The sequence below is a fragment of the Amycolatopsis sp. FBCC-B4732 genome, from assembly GCF_023008405.1.
Classification (GTDB): Bacteria; Actinomycetota; Actinomycetes; order Mycobacteriales; family Pseudonocardiaceae; genus Amycolatopsis; species Amycolatopsis pretoriensis_A.
In genome coordinates, this window is the sequence record NZ_CP095376.1 from 520,001 (window position 1) to 535,993 (window position 15,993).

General features: G+C 69.1%; 12 protein-coding genes and 2 rRNA genes (1 of these 14 running past the window's edge). 7 read left to right on the forward strand and 7 right to left on the reverse strand.

Going from position 1 to position 15,993, the window contains the following annotated elements; translation table 11 throughout:
- Both MUY14_RS02035 and rrf read left to right on the forward strand, forming a co-directional pair.
- Positions 1–3,050, forward strand: a 23S ribosomal RNA gene (locus tag MUY14_RS02035) (it extends 70 nt beyond the left edge of the window).
- Positions 3,051–3,120: 70 nt separating this feature from the next.
- Positions 3,121–3,237: ribosomal RNA gene (rrf, locus tag MUY14_RS02040) — 5S ribosomal RNA — on the forward strand.
- 55 nt (positions 3,238–3,292) lie between these two features.
- Here the strand turns inward: rrf and cobF are convergent.
- Positions 3,293–4,060, reverse strand: coding sequence for a precorrin-6A synthase (deacetylating) (gene cobF / locus MUY14_RS02045; RefSeq protein ID WP_247020199.1), 768 nt, complete (start codon positions 4,058–4,060; stop codon positions 3,293–3,295).
- Between the two features lie 78 nt (positions 4,061–4,138).
- On the opposite strand from cobF, the gene MUY14_RS02050 reads away from it, so the two are divergent.
- From MUY14_RS02050 to MUY14_RS02060, 3 genes are read left to right on the forward strand one after another with little or no spacing between them, the layout of a single operon-like run.
- Complete coding sequence (locus MUY14_RS02050; protein ID WP_247020201.1) at positions 4,139–4,345, forward strand: heavy-metal-associated domain-containing protein; 207 nt, start codon at positions 4,139–4,141, stop codon at positions 4,343–4,345.
- Complete coding sequence (locus tag MUY14_RS02055) at positions 4,345–6,465, forward strand: cation-translocating P-type ATPase (protein WP_247020204.1); 2,121 nt, start codon at positions 4,345–4,347, stop codon at positions 6,463–6,465. The genes MUY14_RS02050 and MUY14_RS02055 overlap by 1 nt, the downstream gene beginning before the upstream one ends.
- A gap of 55 nt (positions 6,466–6,520) precedes the next feature.
- Complete coding sequence (locus MUY14_RS02060; RefSeq protein WP_125314973.1) at positions 6,521–6,802, forward strand: metal-sensitive transcriptional regulator; 282 nt, start codon at positions 6,521–6,523, stop codon at positions 6,800–6,802.
- Position 6,803: 1 nt separating this feature from the next.
- Here MUY14_RS02060 and MUY14_RS02065 read toward each other — a convergent pair whose 3' ends face one another.
- The 3 genes from MUY14_RS02065 to MUY14_RS02075 all read right to left on the reverse strand — a co-directional run bounded on the left by MUY14_RS02065 (position 6,804) and on the right by MUY14_RS02075 (position 9,783).
- Positions 6,804–7,511, reverse strand: coding sequence for a CPBP family intramembrane glutamic endopeptidase (locus tag MUY14_RS02065; protein ID WP_247020206.1), 708 nt, complete (start codon positions 7,509–7,511; stop codon positions 6,804–6,806).
- 589 nt (positions 7,512–8,100) lie between these two features.
- The gene (locus tag MUY14_RS02070) at positions 8,101–8,943 is read right to left on the reverse strand and encodes a M protein (RefSeq protein WP_396126691.1); all 843 of its coding nucleotides are present in this window, start codon (positions 8,941–8,943) and stop codon (positions 8,101–8,103) included.
- A gap of 120 nt (positions 8,944–9,063) precedes the next feature.
- The gene (locus tag MUY14_RS02075; RefSeq protein ID WP_247025032.1) at positions 9,064–9,783 is read right to left on the reverse strand and encodes an MgtC/SapB family protein; all 720 of its coding nucleotides are present in this window, start codon (positions 9,781–9,783) and stop codon (positions 9,064–9,066) included.
- Positions 9,784–9,892: 109 nt separating this feature from the next.
- Here MUY14_RS02075 and MUY14_RS02080 point away from each other — a divergent pair, with 109 nt between their 5' ends.
- Positions 9,893–10,564 (forward strand): maleylpyruvate isomerase family mycothiol-dependent enzyme, encoded by a 672-nt coding sequence (locus MUY14_RS02080; RefSeq protein WP_247020210.1) that lies wholly within the window; start codon positions 9,893–9,895, stop codon positions 10,562–10,564.
- 62 nt (positions 10,565–10,626) lie between these two features.
- On the opposite strand, the gene MUY14_RS02085 is transcribed toward MUY14_RS02080, so the two are convergent.
- The 3 genes from MUY14_RS02085 to MUY14_RS02095 all read right to left on the reverse strand — a co-directional run bounded on the left by MUY14_RS02085 (position 10,627) and on the right by MUY14_RS02095 (position 13,365).
- Positions 10,627–11,949, reverse strand: a complete 1,323-nt coding sequence (locus MUY14_RS02085) for a copper resistance CopC/CopD family protein (RefSeq protein ID WP_247020212.1) — start codon at positions 11,947–11,949, stop codon at positions 10,627–10,629.
- Entirely contained in the window at positions 11,946–12,521 is a 576-nt protein-coding gene (locus MUY14_RS02090) for a hypothetical protein (RefSeq protein ID WP_247020214.1), read from the reverse strand. The genes MUY14_RS02085 and MUY14_RS02090 overlap by 4 nt, the downstream gene beginning before the upstream one ends.
- Before the next feature lie 151 nt (positions 12,522–12,672).
- Complete coding sequence (locus MUY14_RS02095; protein WP_247020216.1) at positions 12,673–13,365, reverse strand: winged helix-turn-helix transcriptional regulator; 693 nt, start codon at positions 13,363–13,365, stop codon at positions 12,673–12,675.
- Positions 13,366–13,667: 302 nt separating this feature from the next.
- On the opposite strand from MUY14_RS02095, the gene MUY14_RS02100 reads away from it, so the two are divergent.
- Positions 13,668–15,974: a TOMM precursor leader peptide-binding protein gene (locus tag MUY14_RS02100; protein ID WP_247020218.1), complete on the forward strand. Its 2,307-nt coding sequence runs from the start codon at positions 13,668–13,670 to the stop codon at positions 15,972–15,974.
- Positions 15,975–15,993: the final 19 nt, after the last annotated feature.

Consider the following 15,993-nt stretch of genomic DNA (forward strand, 5'->3'; position numbering starts at 1 on the left):
ATAAGCCTCGGGGAGCTGTCAACCGAGCTGTGATCCGAGGATTTCCGAATGGGGAAACCCAGCACCAGTGATGTGGTGTTACCCGCACCTGAATATATAGGGTGTGTGGAGGGAACGCGGGGAAGTGAAACATCTCAGTACCCGTAGGAAGAGAAAACAACCGTGATTCCGTGAGTAGTGGCGAGCGAAAGCGGAAGAGGCTAAACCGTGCATATGTCAAGCTGTCAGGCGTTGTATGTGCGGTGTTGTGGGACCCAGCGTCGAGGATCTGACAGTCCTCGGAATGATCGCGCGTGTTAGTGGAACGCCTTGGGATGGGCGGCCGGAGTGGGTGAGAGCCCCGTACGCGAAAACATGTCGTTGATTGTTTGTTTGGTGTTCCCGAGTAGCAGCGAGCTCGTGGAATTTGCTGTGAATCTGCCGGGACCACCCGGTAAGCCTAAATACTTCCTGAAGACCGATAGCGGACGAGTACCGTGAGGGAAAGATGAAAAGTACCCCGGGAGGGGAGTGAAAGAGTACCTGAAACCGTGTGCCTACAAGCCGTCAGAGCCTTTGGGTGATGGCGTGCCTTTTGAAGAATGAGCCTGCGAGTTAGTGCTGCGTGGCGAGGTTAACCCGTGTGGGGTAGCCGTAGCGAAAGCGAGTCTGAATAGGGCGATTGAGTCGCGTGGTCTAGACCCGAAGCGGAGTGATCTACCCATGGCCAGGGTGAAGCGACGGTAAGACGTCGTGGAGGCCCGAACCCACTTAGGTTGAAAACTGAGGGGATGAGCTGTGGGTAGGGGTGAAAGGCCAATCAAACTCCGTGATAGCTGGTTCTCCCCGAAATGCATTTAGGTGCAGCGTCACGTGTTTCTCTGCGGGGGTAGAGCTACTGGATGGTCTAGGGGCCTTACCGGGTTACCGAAATCAACCAAACTCCGAATACCGTAGTGTGAGAGCGTGGCAGTGAGACGGCGGGGGATAAGCTTCGTCGTCGAGAGGGAAACAGCCCAGAACACCAGCTAAGGCCCCTAAGTGTGTGCTCAGTGGGAAAGGATGTGGGATTGCCCAGACAACCAGGAGGTTGGCTTAGAAGCAGCCACCCTTGAAAGAGTGCGTAATAGCTCACTGGTCAAGTGGTCCTGCGCCGACAATGTAGCGGGGCTTAAGCACACCGCCGAAGCTGTGTCATTCATGCAATACATCGGCTTCACTCCTTGAGGGTGTTGTCTAGTGGTGTGGATGGGTAGGGGAGCGTCCTGCATCCAGGGAAGCGGCGGCGGAAGCCAGTCGTGGAGGGTGTGGGAGTGAGAATGCAGGCATGAGTAGCGAATGCAGAGTGAGAAACTCTGCCGCCGGATGACCAAGGGTTCCTGGGCCAGGCTAATCCGCCCAGGGTAAGTCGGGACCTAAGGCGAGGCCGACAGGCGTAGTCGATGGACAACGGGTTGATATTCCCGTACCCGAGCATGTGCGCCCATGACGAGGCGTTTGATACTAACCACCCAAAGCCATTGCTTGAAGCCTTCGGGTGGATGGTGGTGTGTGGAGCGTGGGACCTGATTTCGTAGTAGTCAAGCGATGGGGTGACGCAGGAAGGTAGCTCCGCCAGGCGATGGTTGTCCTGGTGTAAGCGTGTAGGAGAAAGCATAGGCAAATCCGTGCTTTATATACTCTGAGACGTGATGCGTAGCCGTTTGAGGCGAAGTAGAGTGATCCTATGCTGCCGAGAAAAGCCTCTAGTGAGTGCATGCACGGCCCGTACCCCAAACCAACACAGGTGGTCAGGTAGAGAATACCAAGGCGATCGGGTGAACTGTGGTTAAGGAACTCGGCAAAATGCCCCCGTAACTTCGGGAGAAGGGGGGCCAAACATCCTGAAGCTTCTTGCAGGCTAGGGGTGGGTGGCCGCAGAGACCAGCGGAAAGCGACTGTTTACTAAAAACACAGGTCCATGCGAAGTCGCAAGACGATGTATATGGACTGACGCCTGCCCGGTGCTGGAACGTTAAGAGGACCGGTTAGCCAGTAATGGCGAAGCTGAGAATTTAAGCGCCAGTAAACGGCGGTGGTAACTATAACCATCCTAAGGTAGCGAAATTCCTTGTCGGGTAAGTTCCGACCTGCACGAATGGCGTAACGACTTTCCGGCTGTCTCAACCACAGGCCCGGCGAAATTGCACTACGAGTAAAGATGCTCGTTACGCGCGGCAGGACGGAAAGACCCCGGGACCTTTACTATAGTTTGGTATTGGTTTTCGGTTCGGCTTGTGTAGGATAGGTGGGAGACTGTGAAGCGGTGACGCTAGTTACTGTGGAGTCGTTGTTGAAATACCACTCTGGTCGAATTGGGAATCTGAACCTCGGGCCATGATCTGGTTCAGGGACAGTGCCTGATGGGTAGTTTAACTGGGGCGGTTGCCTCCTAAAGAGTAACGGAGGCGCCCAAAGGTTCCCTCAGCCTGGTTGGCAATCAGGTGTTGAGTGCAAGTGCACAAGGGAGCTTGACTGTGAGACAGACATGTCGAGCAGGGACGAAAGTCGGGACTAGTGATCCGGCACCTCCTGGTGGAAGGGGTGTCGCTCAACGGATAAAAGGTACCCCGGGGATAACAGGCTGATCTTGCCCAAGAGTCCATATCGACGGCATGGTTTGGCACCTCGATGTCGGCTCGTCGCATCCTGGGGCCGGAGTAGGTCCCAAGGGTTGGGCTGTTCGCCCATTAAAGCGGCACGCGAGCTGGGTTTAGAACGTCGTGAGACAGTTCGGTCCCTATCCGCCGCGCGCGTAGGATACTTGAGGAAGGCTGTCCCTAGTACGAGAGGACCGGGACGGACGAACCTCTGGTGTGCCAGTTGTTCTGCCAAGGGCATGGCTGGTTGGCCACGTTCGGAAGGGATAACCGCTGAAGGCATCTAAGCGGGAAGCCTGTTCCAAGATGAGGTATCCCACCCCTTTTGTGGGTTAAGGCTCCCAAGAGACCATTGGGTTGATAGGCCAGAAATGGAAGCACAGTAATGTGTTGTCGAGTTGACTGGTACTAATAGGCCGAGGACTTGTCTACGAAGATGTTGCGCATCCACTCTACGGTTCTGAAACACCACGCCAGTATGGTGTGTGTTGTTTCGGAGTGTTTCGGTGGTTTTAGCGTCAGGGAAACGCCCGGTCCCATTCCGAACCCGGAAGCTAAGCTTGACAGCGCCGATGGTACTGCAACCGAAGGGTTGTGGGAGAGTAGGACACCGCCGAACATAACCAAATGAAAGGCCCCGGTCGAGAACCTCACGGTTCTCCCGGGGCCTTTCGCTATTTCCGGACCGGCCGGCGCAGCAGGTAGGTGTCCATGATCCAGCCGTGCCGCTCCCGAGCCTCGGCCCGTACGCGCCGGATCTCCGCCGCCAGGCCGTCCGTGAGCGGGCCCGAAAGCAGGATCTCGTCCGGAGTCCCGACGTAGGCGCCCCAGAAGATCTGCAAATCCTCGTCGGTGAAGCGGTCGAAGGTCGTGTGGGCGTCCAGGAGCACGAAGACGTCGTCGACCCCGTCCGGCCAGCCTTCGGCCAGCCGCCGGCCGGTCGTGAGCTGGACCGCGCGGCCGATCTGGTTCATCGTCGTCCGGTGCCGGGCCACCAGCGCCGAGATGCTGCTGACCCCCGGCACGACCTCGTAGTCGAACGAGACGTTCCCTCGCGCGAGCACCGCCTCGATCAGGGCGATCGTGCTGTCGTACAGCGACGGGTCGCCCCAGACCAGGAACGCCCCCGTGCCGTCGGGGCCCAGCTCCGAGCGGATCAGCCGCTCGTAGACCTCCGCGCGCGCCGCGTGCCAGTCGGCGACCGCGGCCCGGTAGTCCGCCGGCGTCCGGTCGCGGGGCGGGTCCTCCGCCAGCACGACGCGGTAGCCCGGCCGCGTGACGAACCGGTCGAGGATCTCCTGCCGCAGCCGCACCAGGTCGGCCTTCTCCGAGCCCTTGTCGAGCACGAAGAAGACGTCGACGCGGTTGAGGCGGTCGATCGCCTGCACCGTGAGGTGCTCCGGGTCGCCGGCACCGATGCCGATCGCGTAGAGCTTGCGCATGGGTCGAGTCTGTCGGGCCCGATGGTGAACCCCTACCCCCGATGGGTATAAATGAGGGGAGAGCGAAAGGACCCTCAGATGACCGAAGCGAGCTACACCGTCGAGGGCATGACCTGCGGACACTGCGCCACGTCGGTCCGCGAAGAGGTCTCCGAACTCACCGGGGTCCGGCAGGTGGACGTCGACGTCGAGAGCGGGCGCGTGATCGTGACCAGTGACACCCCGCTGGCCGCCGAAGCCGTCGCCGCCGCCGTCACCGAGGCCGGTTACCGCCTGGTGGCGTGATGGCGGCCGAAGCGACCGCCGCGGAACGCGTCGAACTCGCCATCGGCGGGATGACGTGCGCGTCCTGCGCGGCCCGCGTCGAGCGCAAGCTCAACAAGGTCGACGGCGTCACCGCGACGGTGAACTACGCCACCGAGAAAGCCCAGGTCAGCTACCCGAGCGCGCTGTCGGTCGAAGACCTGACGGCCGTGGTCGAAGCCGCGGGCTACTCCGCGCGGCTCCCCGAGCCGGACGCCCCGGACGAACTGGCGGCCCTGCGCAAGCGCTTGCTCCTCGCGGTCGTCCTGACCGTCCCGCTGATGGCCCTCGCGATGGTCCCGGACTGGCAGATGGGCCTGTGGCAGTGGCGCTCGCTCGCCCTCGCCGTGCCGGTCGTCACCTGGTGCGCGTGGCCGTTCCACCGGGCCGCCGCGGTCAACCTCCGCCACGGCACCGCGACGATGGACACGCTCATCTCGCTCGGCGTCATCGCCGCGACGGCGTGGTCGCTCTACGCGCTGCTGTTCGGCACCGCGGGCGAACCCGGCATGCGCCACGAGTTCGAGTTCACCAGCTCCGGCCGGACCGGCGGCACGCTGTACTTCGAGGTGGCCGCCGCCGTCACGACGTTCGTCCTGGCCGGGCGCTACTTCGAGACGCGGTCGAAGCGCCGCGCCGGCGCCGCCCTGCGCGCGCTCATGGACCTCGGCGCGAAGGACGTCACCGTCCTGCGCGAGGGCGAAGAACACCTGGTCCCGGTCACCGAGCTGCACCCCGGCGACGTCTTCGTGGCGCGGCCCGGCGAGAAGATCGCCACCGACGGCGTCGTCACCGAAGGCGGTTCCGCGGTCGACACCAGCATGCTGACCGGGGAGTCCGTGCCGGTCGAGGTCGGGCCGGGCGACGCGGTCACCGGCGCCACCGTGAACGTCGGCGGGCGGCTGCTCGTGCGCGCCACCCGCGTCGGCGCCGACACCCGGCTGGCGCAGATGGCGCGGCTCGTCGAAGCGGCGCAGAACGGCAAGGCCGACGTCCAGCGGCTGGCCGACCGCGTCTCGGCGGTGTTCGTGCCGGCGGTCGTCTTAGCGGCGCTGGCGACGCTGGTCGTCTGGCTGGCGACCGGCGGCGCGACGGAGGCGGCGTTCACCGCGGCCGTCGCCGTGCTGATCATCGCCTGCCCGTGCGCGCTGGGCCTCGCGACGCCGACCGCCCTGCTGGTCGGCACCGGCCGCGGCGCGCAGCTGGGCATCCTCATCAAGGGGCCGGAGGTGCTCGAGTCCACCCGGCGCGTCGACACCGTGGTCCTGGACAAGACCGGCACCGTCACCACCGGGCGGATGACGCTCGTCGAGGGCGACGGCGAGGTGCTGCGGCTGGCGGGCGCCGTCGAGGCCGCGTCCGAGCACCCGATCGGCCGCGCGATCGCCGAGGCCGCCCGCGAGCGGTTCGGCGCGCTGCCCGCGGTCACGGAGTTCCGCAGCACGCCGGGCGTGGGCGTGACCGGGGTGGTCGAAGGACGCACGGTCAGCGTCGGGCGTGCGAAGGGTGCCGCCGCGACCACGGTGGGCGTGACCTGGGACGGCGAGGTCCGCGGCACCCTGGTCGTCGCCGACACGATCAAGCCGACGTCCGCCCGGGCCGTCGCCGAGCTGCGGGAACTCGGCCTGACGCCGGTGCTGCTGACCGGCGACGACGAGGGCGTGGCCCGGGCGATCGCGGCCGAAGCGGGCATCGACGAGGTCGTCGCCGAGGTGCTGCCCGAGGGCAAGGTCGACGTCGTCAAGCGGCTGCAGGCCGAGGGGCGCGTGGTGGCGATGGCCGGTGACGGCGTCAACGACGCGGCCGCGCTCGCCCAGGCCGACCTGGGCCTGGCGATGGGCACGGGCACCGACGCGGCGATCGAGGCGAGCGACCTGACCCTGGTCCGCGGCGACCTGCGCGTGGCGGCCGACGCGATCCGGCTGGCCCGGCGCACGCTCGCGACGATCAAGGGGAACCTGTTCTGGGCGTTCGCGTACAACGTGGCGGCCCTGCCGCTGGCGGCGCTCGGCCTGCTGAACCCGATGATCGCAGGCGCGGCGATGGCGTGCTCGTCGGCGTTCGTGGTGAGCAACAGCCTTCGCTTGCGCCGCTTCCGCTGAACCCCCGGAGGGTATAGTCGGTGGTCAGGGACGCGGACGAGGGGACAGGTGGGCGATGACGGGTTACGGCACCGAACGAGAGGCCTATCTCAAGCGCTTGCGCCGGATCGAGGGGCAGATCCGCGGGCTGCAGCGCATGGTCGAGCAGGACAAGTACTGCATCGACATCCTGACCCAGGTCTCGGCGGCGACGAAGGCACTGCAGTCGTTCTCGCTGGAACTGCTCGACGAGCACTTGGCGACGTGCGTCGTCCAGGCGGCGGCGTCGGGTGGCGAGGAAGCGGACCTGAAGGTGCGGGAAGCGTCGGACGCGATCGCCCGGCTGGTCCGTTCGTAAGTTATCTGACCAGTACGGCGATGATGAGGCCGCCGGCGTTGGTGGCGAAGTGCACGATGACGGAGGCGAGCACGCCCCGGCCGGCGTGCCGCCACCAGTGCAGGAAGATCCCGGCGACACCGGCCGCGGCCATGGCGAGGATCTGCAGGACGACCACGGGAGTCGACCCGAACACGGCGTGCACGGCGGCGTTGCGGCCGATGGCCAGTGCGGGGAGGACGTGCCAGAGCCCGAAGAGCGCGGCCGAGCAGAGGATGGGCGGCCAGCGCCAGCGGTCGTCGGTCGCGCCGAAGAGGCCGGGGAGGACTCCGCGGAAAGCGATTTCTTCGACGAGGACGGTCCCGAAGAGGATGCGTCCGCAGGTCAGCCAGAGGAGCTGGGTGAGGTCGGGGTCGCCTACGCGGCCGTCTTGGTAGACGGTGCGGAGGCTGGGGATCGCCAGCGCGATCCCGAAGATGACGGCGATGAGTGCGGCACCGGCCAGGCCGACGAGCGCCGGGCGGCGGAGGGCGCTGAGGCCGAGGTCGGCCCAGCTGCAGCCGGCGGCTCTTCCGAGGGTGATGAGGATGAGGGCGGCGATCAGGCCGCAGAGGGGGTAGGCCCAGCCGGGCAGGACGCGGTTGGCGAGGGTGGTGGCCGCCGCGAGGACGAGGACGGCGGTGACCAGGGCGAACACGCGGCGAGGCGTGAAGGGGACGGCCTCGCTCAAGGTCGGATGCCCACGGTTGCGACGGGCCTGACTGGGGTCGGCGGGTTCGCCGCTGGAGTGCCGCGCGGGCTGGTGGTGCCGGGGCGGCGAGGTCGCGAATGACCCATTGGGGGCGCCGCAGTCGGCTGGTGGCCGCTGGGTCCGGTGACCTGGGCTGGTCGGGGTGGCAGTGGTCGGGAGTGGGGCATTGGCGGCATCGCCGCAGCTGGCTGGTGGCCGCTGGGTCCGGTGACCTGGGCTGGTCGGGGTGGCAGTGGTCGGGAGTGGGGGATTGGCGGCATCGCCGCAGCTGGCTGGTGGCCGCTGGGTCCGGTGACCTGGGCTGGTCGGGGTGGCAGTGGTCGGGAGTGGGGGATTGGCGGCATCGCCGCACTCGGTGGGCAGCCTCGGCCGCCGAGGGCTCCGGCCAGCCGGGCCGATAGAGGTCGCGAATCGGTCATTGGCGGCGGCAGCGGTCCCGAATGGGGCATTCGCGGCACCCTCGGCCGGCTGCCGCAGGGCCGGGCGTCGGCCAGCCGAGACGGCAAAGGTCCCGAATGAGTCATTCGCGACACCACCGCCGGCCGCCCGCCACCTGCACCCACCAAGGTCAGCTGACCGGGTCGGCCAGGTTGTCCGCTGGTGAGCGGCGCTGGACCGGCACTCTCTTCGACATCGGCATCGGCAACGTCGCTTCCGGGTCGAACGGCGCCGGGCGGTCGTCCAGGGCCACCGCTGCCTCGCTCAGCAATGTCCGGCAGCCCGTCAAGCTCGCGTGCAGCTTGTCGCGGACCTCGTTCAACGCCGTGACCTCGCGCTCGGCCGCGCCGACCAGGGCCTCGCCGCGGGTGGTGGCCTCCGCTACCAGCCGGTCCGCCTTCGTCCTGGCGGCCGCTTCCTGCTCTGCCAGCTCGCGCATCGCCTCCGCGCGGCGGACCGTCATCGCGCGCTTGTGGTCCTCTTCCAGCTCCGCTCGGCGGTGGGCCGCCGCTTCGTCGAGTTCGCGGCGGCGCTGCTCGGAGGCGCGCATCAGCTCTTCGTGCTCGGTGCGGTGGCGGTCGCGCTCCGCTTCCGCCTCGGCCACCAGGCGGCGCTCCTCCGCGGTCAGGCGGACGGCCTCCGCCTTCGCTTCTTCGCGGATGCGGGCCGCGGTTTCCGTTGCGCGGCCGGTGATTTCGGCCGCCTCTTCGCGGGTGAGCTCGATCATCCGGCGCGAGCGCTCCTGGAGGGCGTCCGGGGCGATCGGGGTGCGGCTGATCCGGTCGATCTTCACGCGGAGCTCACCGTTCCGCTCCGCGAGCTCGGCTCCGCGGCGGCGCGCCGCGTCGCGTTCGGTCGTGAGCCTGCGGATCTCGGACTCGGCCCACTCGACGTATTCCTTGACCTGGACGCGATTGAAGCCGCGCCACGCCAGGTCGAATCGGGTCACGTCCTCGCCACCGCCGGGGGCCATGCCTCACCTCCGAATTGGATGGTTTTTCCTCGGCCGCACCTTTTCCTTGCGGTACCGGGGAATCCGGTGTGCACCCCAGTGTGCCGCAAACCCGCCGCCGCGCGCTGCCCGGGCGGGTGATCATTCGTCGAGCGGTTCCCCGGCGCCGGTGGACGTGCTCCGCACGCCGGGCAGTTCGGCGAGTTCGGCGGCGAGGTCGTAGAGATCACCGCGGCCGTCGAGGCGCAGCGTGACGACCGCGATCCGTTGCCCCTCCTCGGAAAGGGACTCGTGGTCGACGTCGACGTGCTGCACCGACCAGCCCCGTCCGGTGCACGTGGCCAGTGCCGCGCGCAGCACGCCGTGGCCGTCGAGGTAGCTCAGCTGCAGGAGCGGCGGTTCCCGGCGGTGCCGCGCGACGAACCGCTGCAGCGGCGGGAACCCGCGGGTCACCACGAAGTGCGCGATCGTCGCGCCGACGGCGAGCACCGGGAGGCCCGCACCGCACGCCGTGCCGATCGCGGCGGTGACCCAGATCGTCGCCGCCGTGGTCAGGCCGCGGACCGCGTCGCGGCGGACGAAGATCAGGCCGCCGCCGATGAAGCCGATGCCGGACACGATCTGCGCCGCGATCCGCGACGGGTCGAGCGACACGTGGTCGAGGCCGAGCAGGTCGGCGAAACCGTACTTCGACACCAGCATGAACACGGCCGACCCGACCCCGACCAGGCTGTGCGTCCGCAGCCCGGCGGCCTTCATGCCGGCTTCGCGTTCGAGCCCGATGGCGACGCTCAGCACGAGCGCGAGCAGCACCGGCGGCAGCAGTTCCCACTGCGCCGACGTGGACCACAGAGTGGGCAAGGTCACGACCTCCTGTCGCTTCGTCCGACGGCACGCGAAGAGAACCGCGAGCCCGTCACCAGGGGATACTGGGTCAAGACCCCCGATCGTGCCAGGGTGAGGTGAGCTCGTGACAGCGACCCGGCCGGTCCCGGCCCCGGACTTCGTCGGCTACCCGGAAGTGCGGCGCCACGTCCGCGCGCTGCTCGACGGGCGGCCCGGCACGCACCGGCGCCCGGTCCCGGCGTGTCCGAAGTGGACCGTCACGGACCTGCTCGACCACGTCCTCGAGAAGGCCGAGGGCGTCCTCGAGCGCCACGGCGGCACGCTGCCGCCCGCGGTGCCGCGCGAGGTCCCCGAGCTGCTCGACCGCTGGGACGAGATCGGCGACGAACTCGACCGGCGCTTCGCGGACGCGGGCGGGCGCAGCGGCGAAGTGCTGGTGATGGACGCCTACACCCACGAACTCGACCTGCGCGCGGCCCTCGGCGTCCCGCCGCCGGTGGAGCACCTGGCCTGGGCGCCGAGCTTCGACGTGCTGGTCCGCGGCTTTTCGGGCTCGATCGCCGGCCGCGGCCTGCCGTCGGTCGGGATCCGCACGACGGGCGGCTCGGCCTGGACGGCGGGCGCGGGACGGCCCGGCGTGACGGTGACCGCCCCGGCCCACGAGCTCTACCGGGCGCTGGCCGGACGCCGGTCGTTGACCCAGCTCACGGCACTGGACTGGAGCGCGCCGCCGGCGCGGTGGCTCCCCGCGTTCACCTGGGGACCGTTCCAGCCCCCGCCCCGACCCGGGATCTGAGCGCGCCGGACGTCGTGAACGACTCTTTCATGCCATCAGATGAAATGAAAGAGTCGTTCATGTCAGCCGCCGGGGGGTGTGACTGTCAGGAGCGCTGCCAGCGCCAGCACCACCACGCTGAGCAGGACCTCCACCGCGACCGCTCCGCGCAGGCGGCGGAGCGTGACCGTTTTCGTGGTGCCTTCGGCCGGTTCGGCCACGCTCCGCCGGACCGCCGCGCGCGAGCGGCTCGCCACCGCCAGCAGCGCCGCCAGGCCGGCGATCTTCAGCAGCACCAGCAGGCCGAACTCGGTCGTCCACAGCGTGGACAGCGCCGGCATGATCCGCAGCGCCAGGATCGCGCCGCTGATCGCGACCGCCGTCACCGAGCCCGCCGCGATGCGGGAAAACCGCGTCGCGACTCCGACCAGGTCTTCGTCCGGGGCCGGGCGGTACAGGCACAGGGCCAGCTGGACCAGGCCGCCCGCCCAGACCGCGATCGCACCGAAGTGGACCAGGTCCGCCGTCACCGAGACGAACATGACCGGGTCCGTCACCGGGTGGCCGGTGGCCGAGAACGTCAGCAGGACGACGAAGCCCGTCACCATGGTCAGGTTCTCGTAGCGGGCCCGCAGCCGGTCCGGCTGCCCGGGCCGCAGCAGCCTGGGCAGCAGCACGAGCAGCACGGCCACCGCGACCAGCCGGAGCAGCAGCAGCTTCCCGTAGGCGACGCGCAGCGTGTCCGCCAGCAGCCCGAAGTCGGACACCGCGCCGATGCCCCGCCCGGCCGCGTAGGGGCCTTGCAGCACGAACGCCGCCACGGTGGCCGCCGCGACCAGGCCCGCGCCGGTGTTCAAGAGCCGGCGGGCCCGGCGGTCGGTACGGCCCGCCGGGCGGCACAGGACCAGGAACGCCGCGCCGCCGAGGAGGACGACGCCGAGGTAGGCCAGCCAGCGCACCGACGTCGAGGCCGCGTCGACGACGCCGTCGGTGCCGGTGGCCGCGGACACCGCGCCCGCCGACGTCACCAGCGGGCCGGTGCCGACGACGAACGCGAACGTGCCGCGCACCGGGTGGGAGTCGGCCGAGACGAACGCGTACTCGACCAGGTAGCTGCCGTCGGAGATGCCCGGCTGCAGCTTCACGGCGAGCTGTTCGGCGTCCTCGCCGGGCTGGAACACCGGACCGGAGTCCACCTGCTTGCCCGTCAGGTCGACGACCTTGATCGACCCGGGCTGGATCCCGACGTTCTCCGACAGCGTGACCGACACCAGGGACGGCGCCGCGCTCAGGCGGGCGCCGTCCCCGGGGGTCGACGAGACGACTTCGACGTGCGCCGAAGCGGGTGTGGCGCCGAGCAGCAACCAGCCGGCCAGGAAGGCCAGCAGGGCCAGCGCACGTTTCACGACGCGGAGAGCGCGGGCTGCCTCGGCACACCGCACGAGCAGCCGGTGATCTCGCGCTCGGCGGCCGAAGCACGCCGGTGCAGCACGACCGCGACGATCATCGGGATGGTGACGATCGTGTTGTAGAACAGGTGCAGTTCCACCCGGGGAACCAGCAGCTGGATGATGCTGGTGGGCACCTTCTGCCCGGCCAGCCGCCAGCCGCTCTGCGCCTGGATGAACAGCAGCAGGTGCTCGATGTGGTGCCAGAACTGGATGCCCAGCGCGAGGTTCCACCACTGCCGCGAGCGGCCCGCGAACCCGTGCCGCAGCACCCACAGGAACACCAGCATCACCAGTGCGTAGCCGTAGTGCAGCCACTCCTGCGAGATCAGCCACGGGAAGGGCATGCCGAGCACGCCGCGGGCTCGCGAAGTCGGCCAGCCCAGCGCGTAGATCTGCACGGCCTGCACGATGTGCTCGCCCCAGTGGGCGAGGACGATCAGCATGAACACCGCGAGCGCGCGGTTGTGGTACCGGCTGTTGAGACTGCCCAGGAACCCGGCAGGGCGAGTGATTTCGGACGTCGACATGCGAACCCCAGGTCTCCCGAAGTCGAAAGGTGTGCGTAGACGATAGCCGTCCGCGAGCGGTGATCCGTTACTCCGGATTGCGCATTCCACCAGGGAAACTGCGGTACTCGGCCGATTGCGCGCCGCGGGGTGGCCCCGCGGCGCGGATCGGTCAGTGCGCGACGAGACCGGTCGGGCGGTCCGGGGCCGGCGGGACGCGGAACAGGCGGGTGAACAGGTCCAGGTGCGCCGGGTCGCCCTCGACGCGGACCTTGCCGCTGGCGATCGCGTCCGGCGCGGACAGGTTGCCGTTGAGCAGGTCCAGCAGCGCCGGTCCCTGCGGCTCGATCACCAGGTCGGCGGCGGGCAGCGCGCCCGCGGACGCCTTGAGCGCGCCGTCGTCGACCATGGCGTGCACGACCATGTCGCCGGGGTGGTGCAGCTCGTAGTTGACGTGCACGCCCGTGGCGGCCTCCTCCTGGAAGGTCGTGTAGAGCGAGATGATCGCGGTGTCGAGGGTGAAGACCTCGTCCGGCTTCGGGTAGGTCAGCGACCGCGAGCCCCACAGGCCCAGGTCGAGGACGATGTGGTCGAGCTCGGTGCCGTACTCGGTCAGCTCGTAGACGATGCCGCCGTCCAGCTGCGACAGCACGCGCCGCCGGACCACGCCCGACTCTTCGAGCTCGTTGAGCCGGGAGGTCAGGATGCTCACCGGGATGCGTGGCAGGGTGCGCTGCAGGTCGGTGAACCGCTTCGGGCCGAGCATGAGGTCCCGGACGACGAGCAGCGACCAGCGCTCGCCGACGATCTCGAGCGCCCGGGCCAGGCCGCAGAACTGTCCGTAGGTGCGAGCAGAGGTAGGCATACTCGGGTCCTCACTATGTCTCGGGGTGCCAGACCGGGCACCACCCCCCGAATCGCGCAGGGCCGCGAGGTCGGTTACGGTGCCCCGTGACGCACCAATCCGGCGCGGGCGTCGCTGTCTACGGTGACGGTTCAGCGCGGTGCACGGCCAGTGAGTCCCGCATCGCCGTGCCATGTGTTTCACACCCCAAACCATGCGTTTTGCATGACTTCTCCGTGTTTGCCGCACTGGTTGAGTAGACCTCGTGTGGAGCAGGATTCAGATTCTCGTCCCGCCCCACCCGGCTACCGGCAGGAGAGCCCATGCGCACGACGGCTGTCAACGCACGGGTCCCGGAAGACGGCGGCGCGGTGCCGACGCGGGCCCCCGCCTTCCGCCGGCACCTCCGCGCCGAGGTCAGGGCGGGCAAAGGGGCGTACCTGTTCTCCGAGCAGGGCGTGATCGCGATGCGCGGGGCGAAGATCGAGTCGCTCGCGGCGCTGCTGGACGGGACCCACGACCTCGACGGGCTGCTGCGCGACCGGCCCGGCGGGATGGCCCCGGAAGAGGTTGCCGCGCTGCTGGCGCAGCTGGTCGACGCCGGTCTGGTGACGTTGCGCAGCCAGGGAGAAGACGACCGGGCCGGCGACGAACGCGCGCTGGCCTACTGGGACGCGTGCGGCGTGGACGCCGACCTCGTCGCCGCACGGCAGGGCACCGTGCGGCTGACGGCGGTCGGGGACAGCGCCGACGGCGTCGACCCCGGCGCGGTCGAGCGGGCGCTCGCCGGTGCCGGGCTCGGGGTGGTGCGCGCCGACGCCGGGGCCGCCGACCTGTCGGTCGTGCTGTGCGCCGACTACCTCGACCCGCGGCTGGCCGAAGTCGACGCCGAACACCGGCGGGCCGGGCGGCCGTGGCTGCTGGCGCGCCCGTTCGGCGCCCAGGTGTGGATCGGCCCGGTGCTGCAGCCGGAAGGCGCCTGCTGGCACTGCCTGACCCACCGGCTGTGGGGTCACCGGCACGCCGAAGCGTGCGTGCAGGAGGAGCTGGGCCACGCCGGCCCGGCGCGCCGCCCGATGCCGGCGTTGCCGCCGCTCACCTCGGCCGCGGCGCACCTCGTGGCGCTGGAAGCGGCCAAGTGGGTGGCCGGCTACCGCTACCACGGCCAGCAGTGCGTGTGGACGCTCGACACCCTCGACCTGCAGGGCCGCCTGCACGAGCTGCGCCGCCGCCCGCAGTGCCCGGGTTGCGGCGACCCGTGGCAGGTGGCGTGGCGCTCGGTCCGGCCGGTGACGCTGCAGCCGGCGAAGAAGGCGACCACCGGCGGCGGCGGGCACCGCACGGCGACGCCGTCACAGATGCTCGAGCGGCACCGGCACCTGATCAGCCCGATCACCGGGATCATCAAGGAGATCCAGCCGGACCCGGCCGCGCCGCCGTTCGCCAACGCCTACCGCTCCGGGCCCAACGTCGCCCGCGGCATCACCGGGATGGCCGCGCTGCGCGCCGGGCTGCGCTGCGAAAACGGCGGCAAGGGCGTCAGCCCGCTCGACGCGGAGGTCAGCGCGCTCTGCGAGGCGGCGGAACGCTTCTCCGGCAACTTCCAGGGCGACGAGCTGCGCATTCGCGGCTCCTACGACGAGCTGGAGGACGAAGCCGTCCACCCCAACGCCTGCATGCTCTTCGCCGGGCGGCAGTACGCCGACCGCGAGGCGTGGAACCGCGCGCACGCCGACTTCCAGCACGTCCCCGAGCCGTTCGACACGTCGGCCCGCACCGACTGGACGCCGGTGTGGTCGCCGTCCGGGCGCCGCCGCCTGCTGCCGACGTCCTACCTCTACTACGGGACCCCGCGGGTGAGCGCGGCGCGCGGGGTGCGCGCCGATTCGAACGGCGCGGCGGCGGGCAGCAGCCTGGAGGACGCGATCCTGCAGGGCGCGCTCGAGCTCGTCGAACGCGACGCCGTGGCGCTGTGGTGGTACAACCGCACGCCGGTGCCGGGCGTAGACCTCGCCTCGTTCGCCGACGCGTGGCTCGAGGAGATGGCGGGCAACTACGTGGCGATCGGCCGCGAGCTGTGGGTCCTCGACGTGACCTCCGACCTGGGGATCCCGGTGGCCGTCGCGCTTTCGCGGCGGACCGACGGGCCGCACGAGGACATCATGATGGGCTTCGGCGCGCACCTCGACCCGCGGATCGCGGTGCGCCGCGCGGTGACCGAGCTGAACCAGATGCTGCCGGTCGTGCGGGAAGGCGGCCGCGGCCTCGACGACCCGGACGCGCGGCGCTGGCTCGCCTACGCGACCGTCGCGAACCAGCCGTACCTGCGACCGGCGGCCGGGCAGCGGATGCGGACCGCGGCGGACTTCCCGTTCGTCAACCGGCCCGACGTCCGCGACGACGTCGAGGCGCTGGGCAAGGTGTTCGACCGCGCGGGCCTGGAGCTGCTGGTGCTCGACCAGACCCGCCCGGACGTCGGGATCCCCGTGGTCAAGGTGCTCGTGCCCGGCCTGCGCCCGTTCTGGGCCCGGTTCGCGCCCGGCCGCCTCTTCGACGTCCCGGTCGCGCTGGGCAGGCTCGAGGCGCCGACTCCGTACGAGCGGCTCAACCCGTTCCCGATGTTCCTCTGAGCGTCCCGTGGGAAGCTCG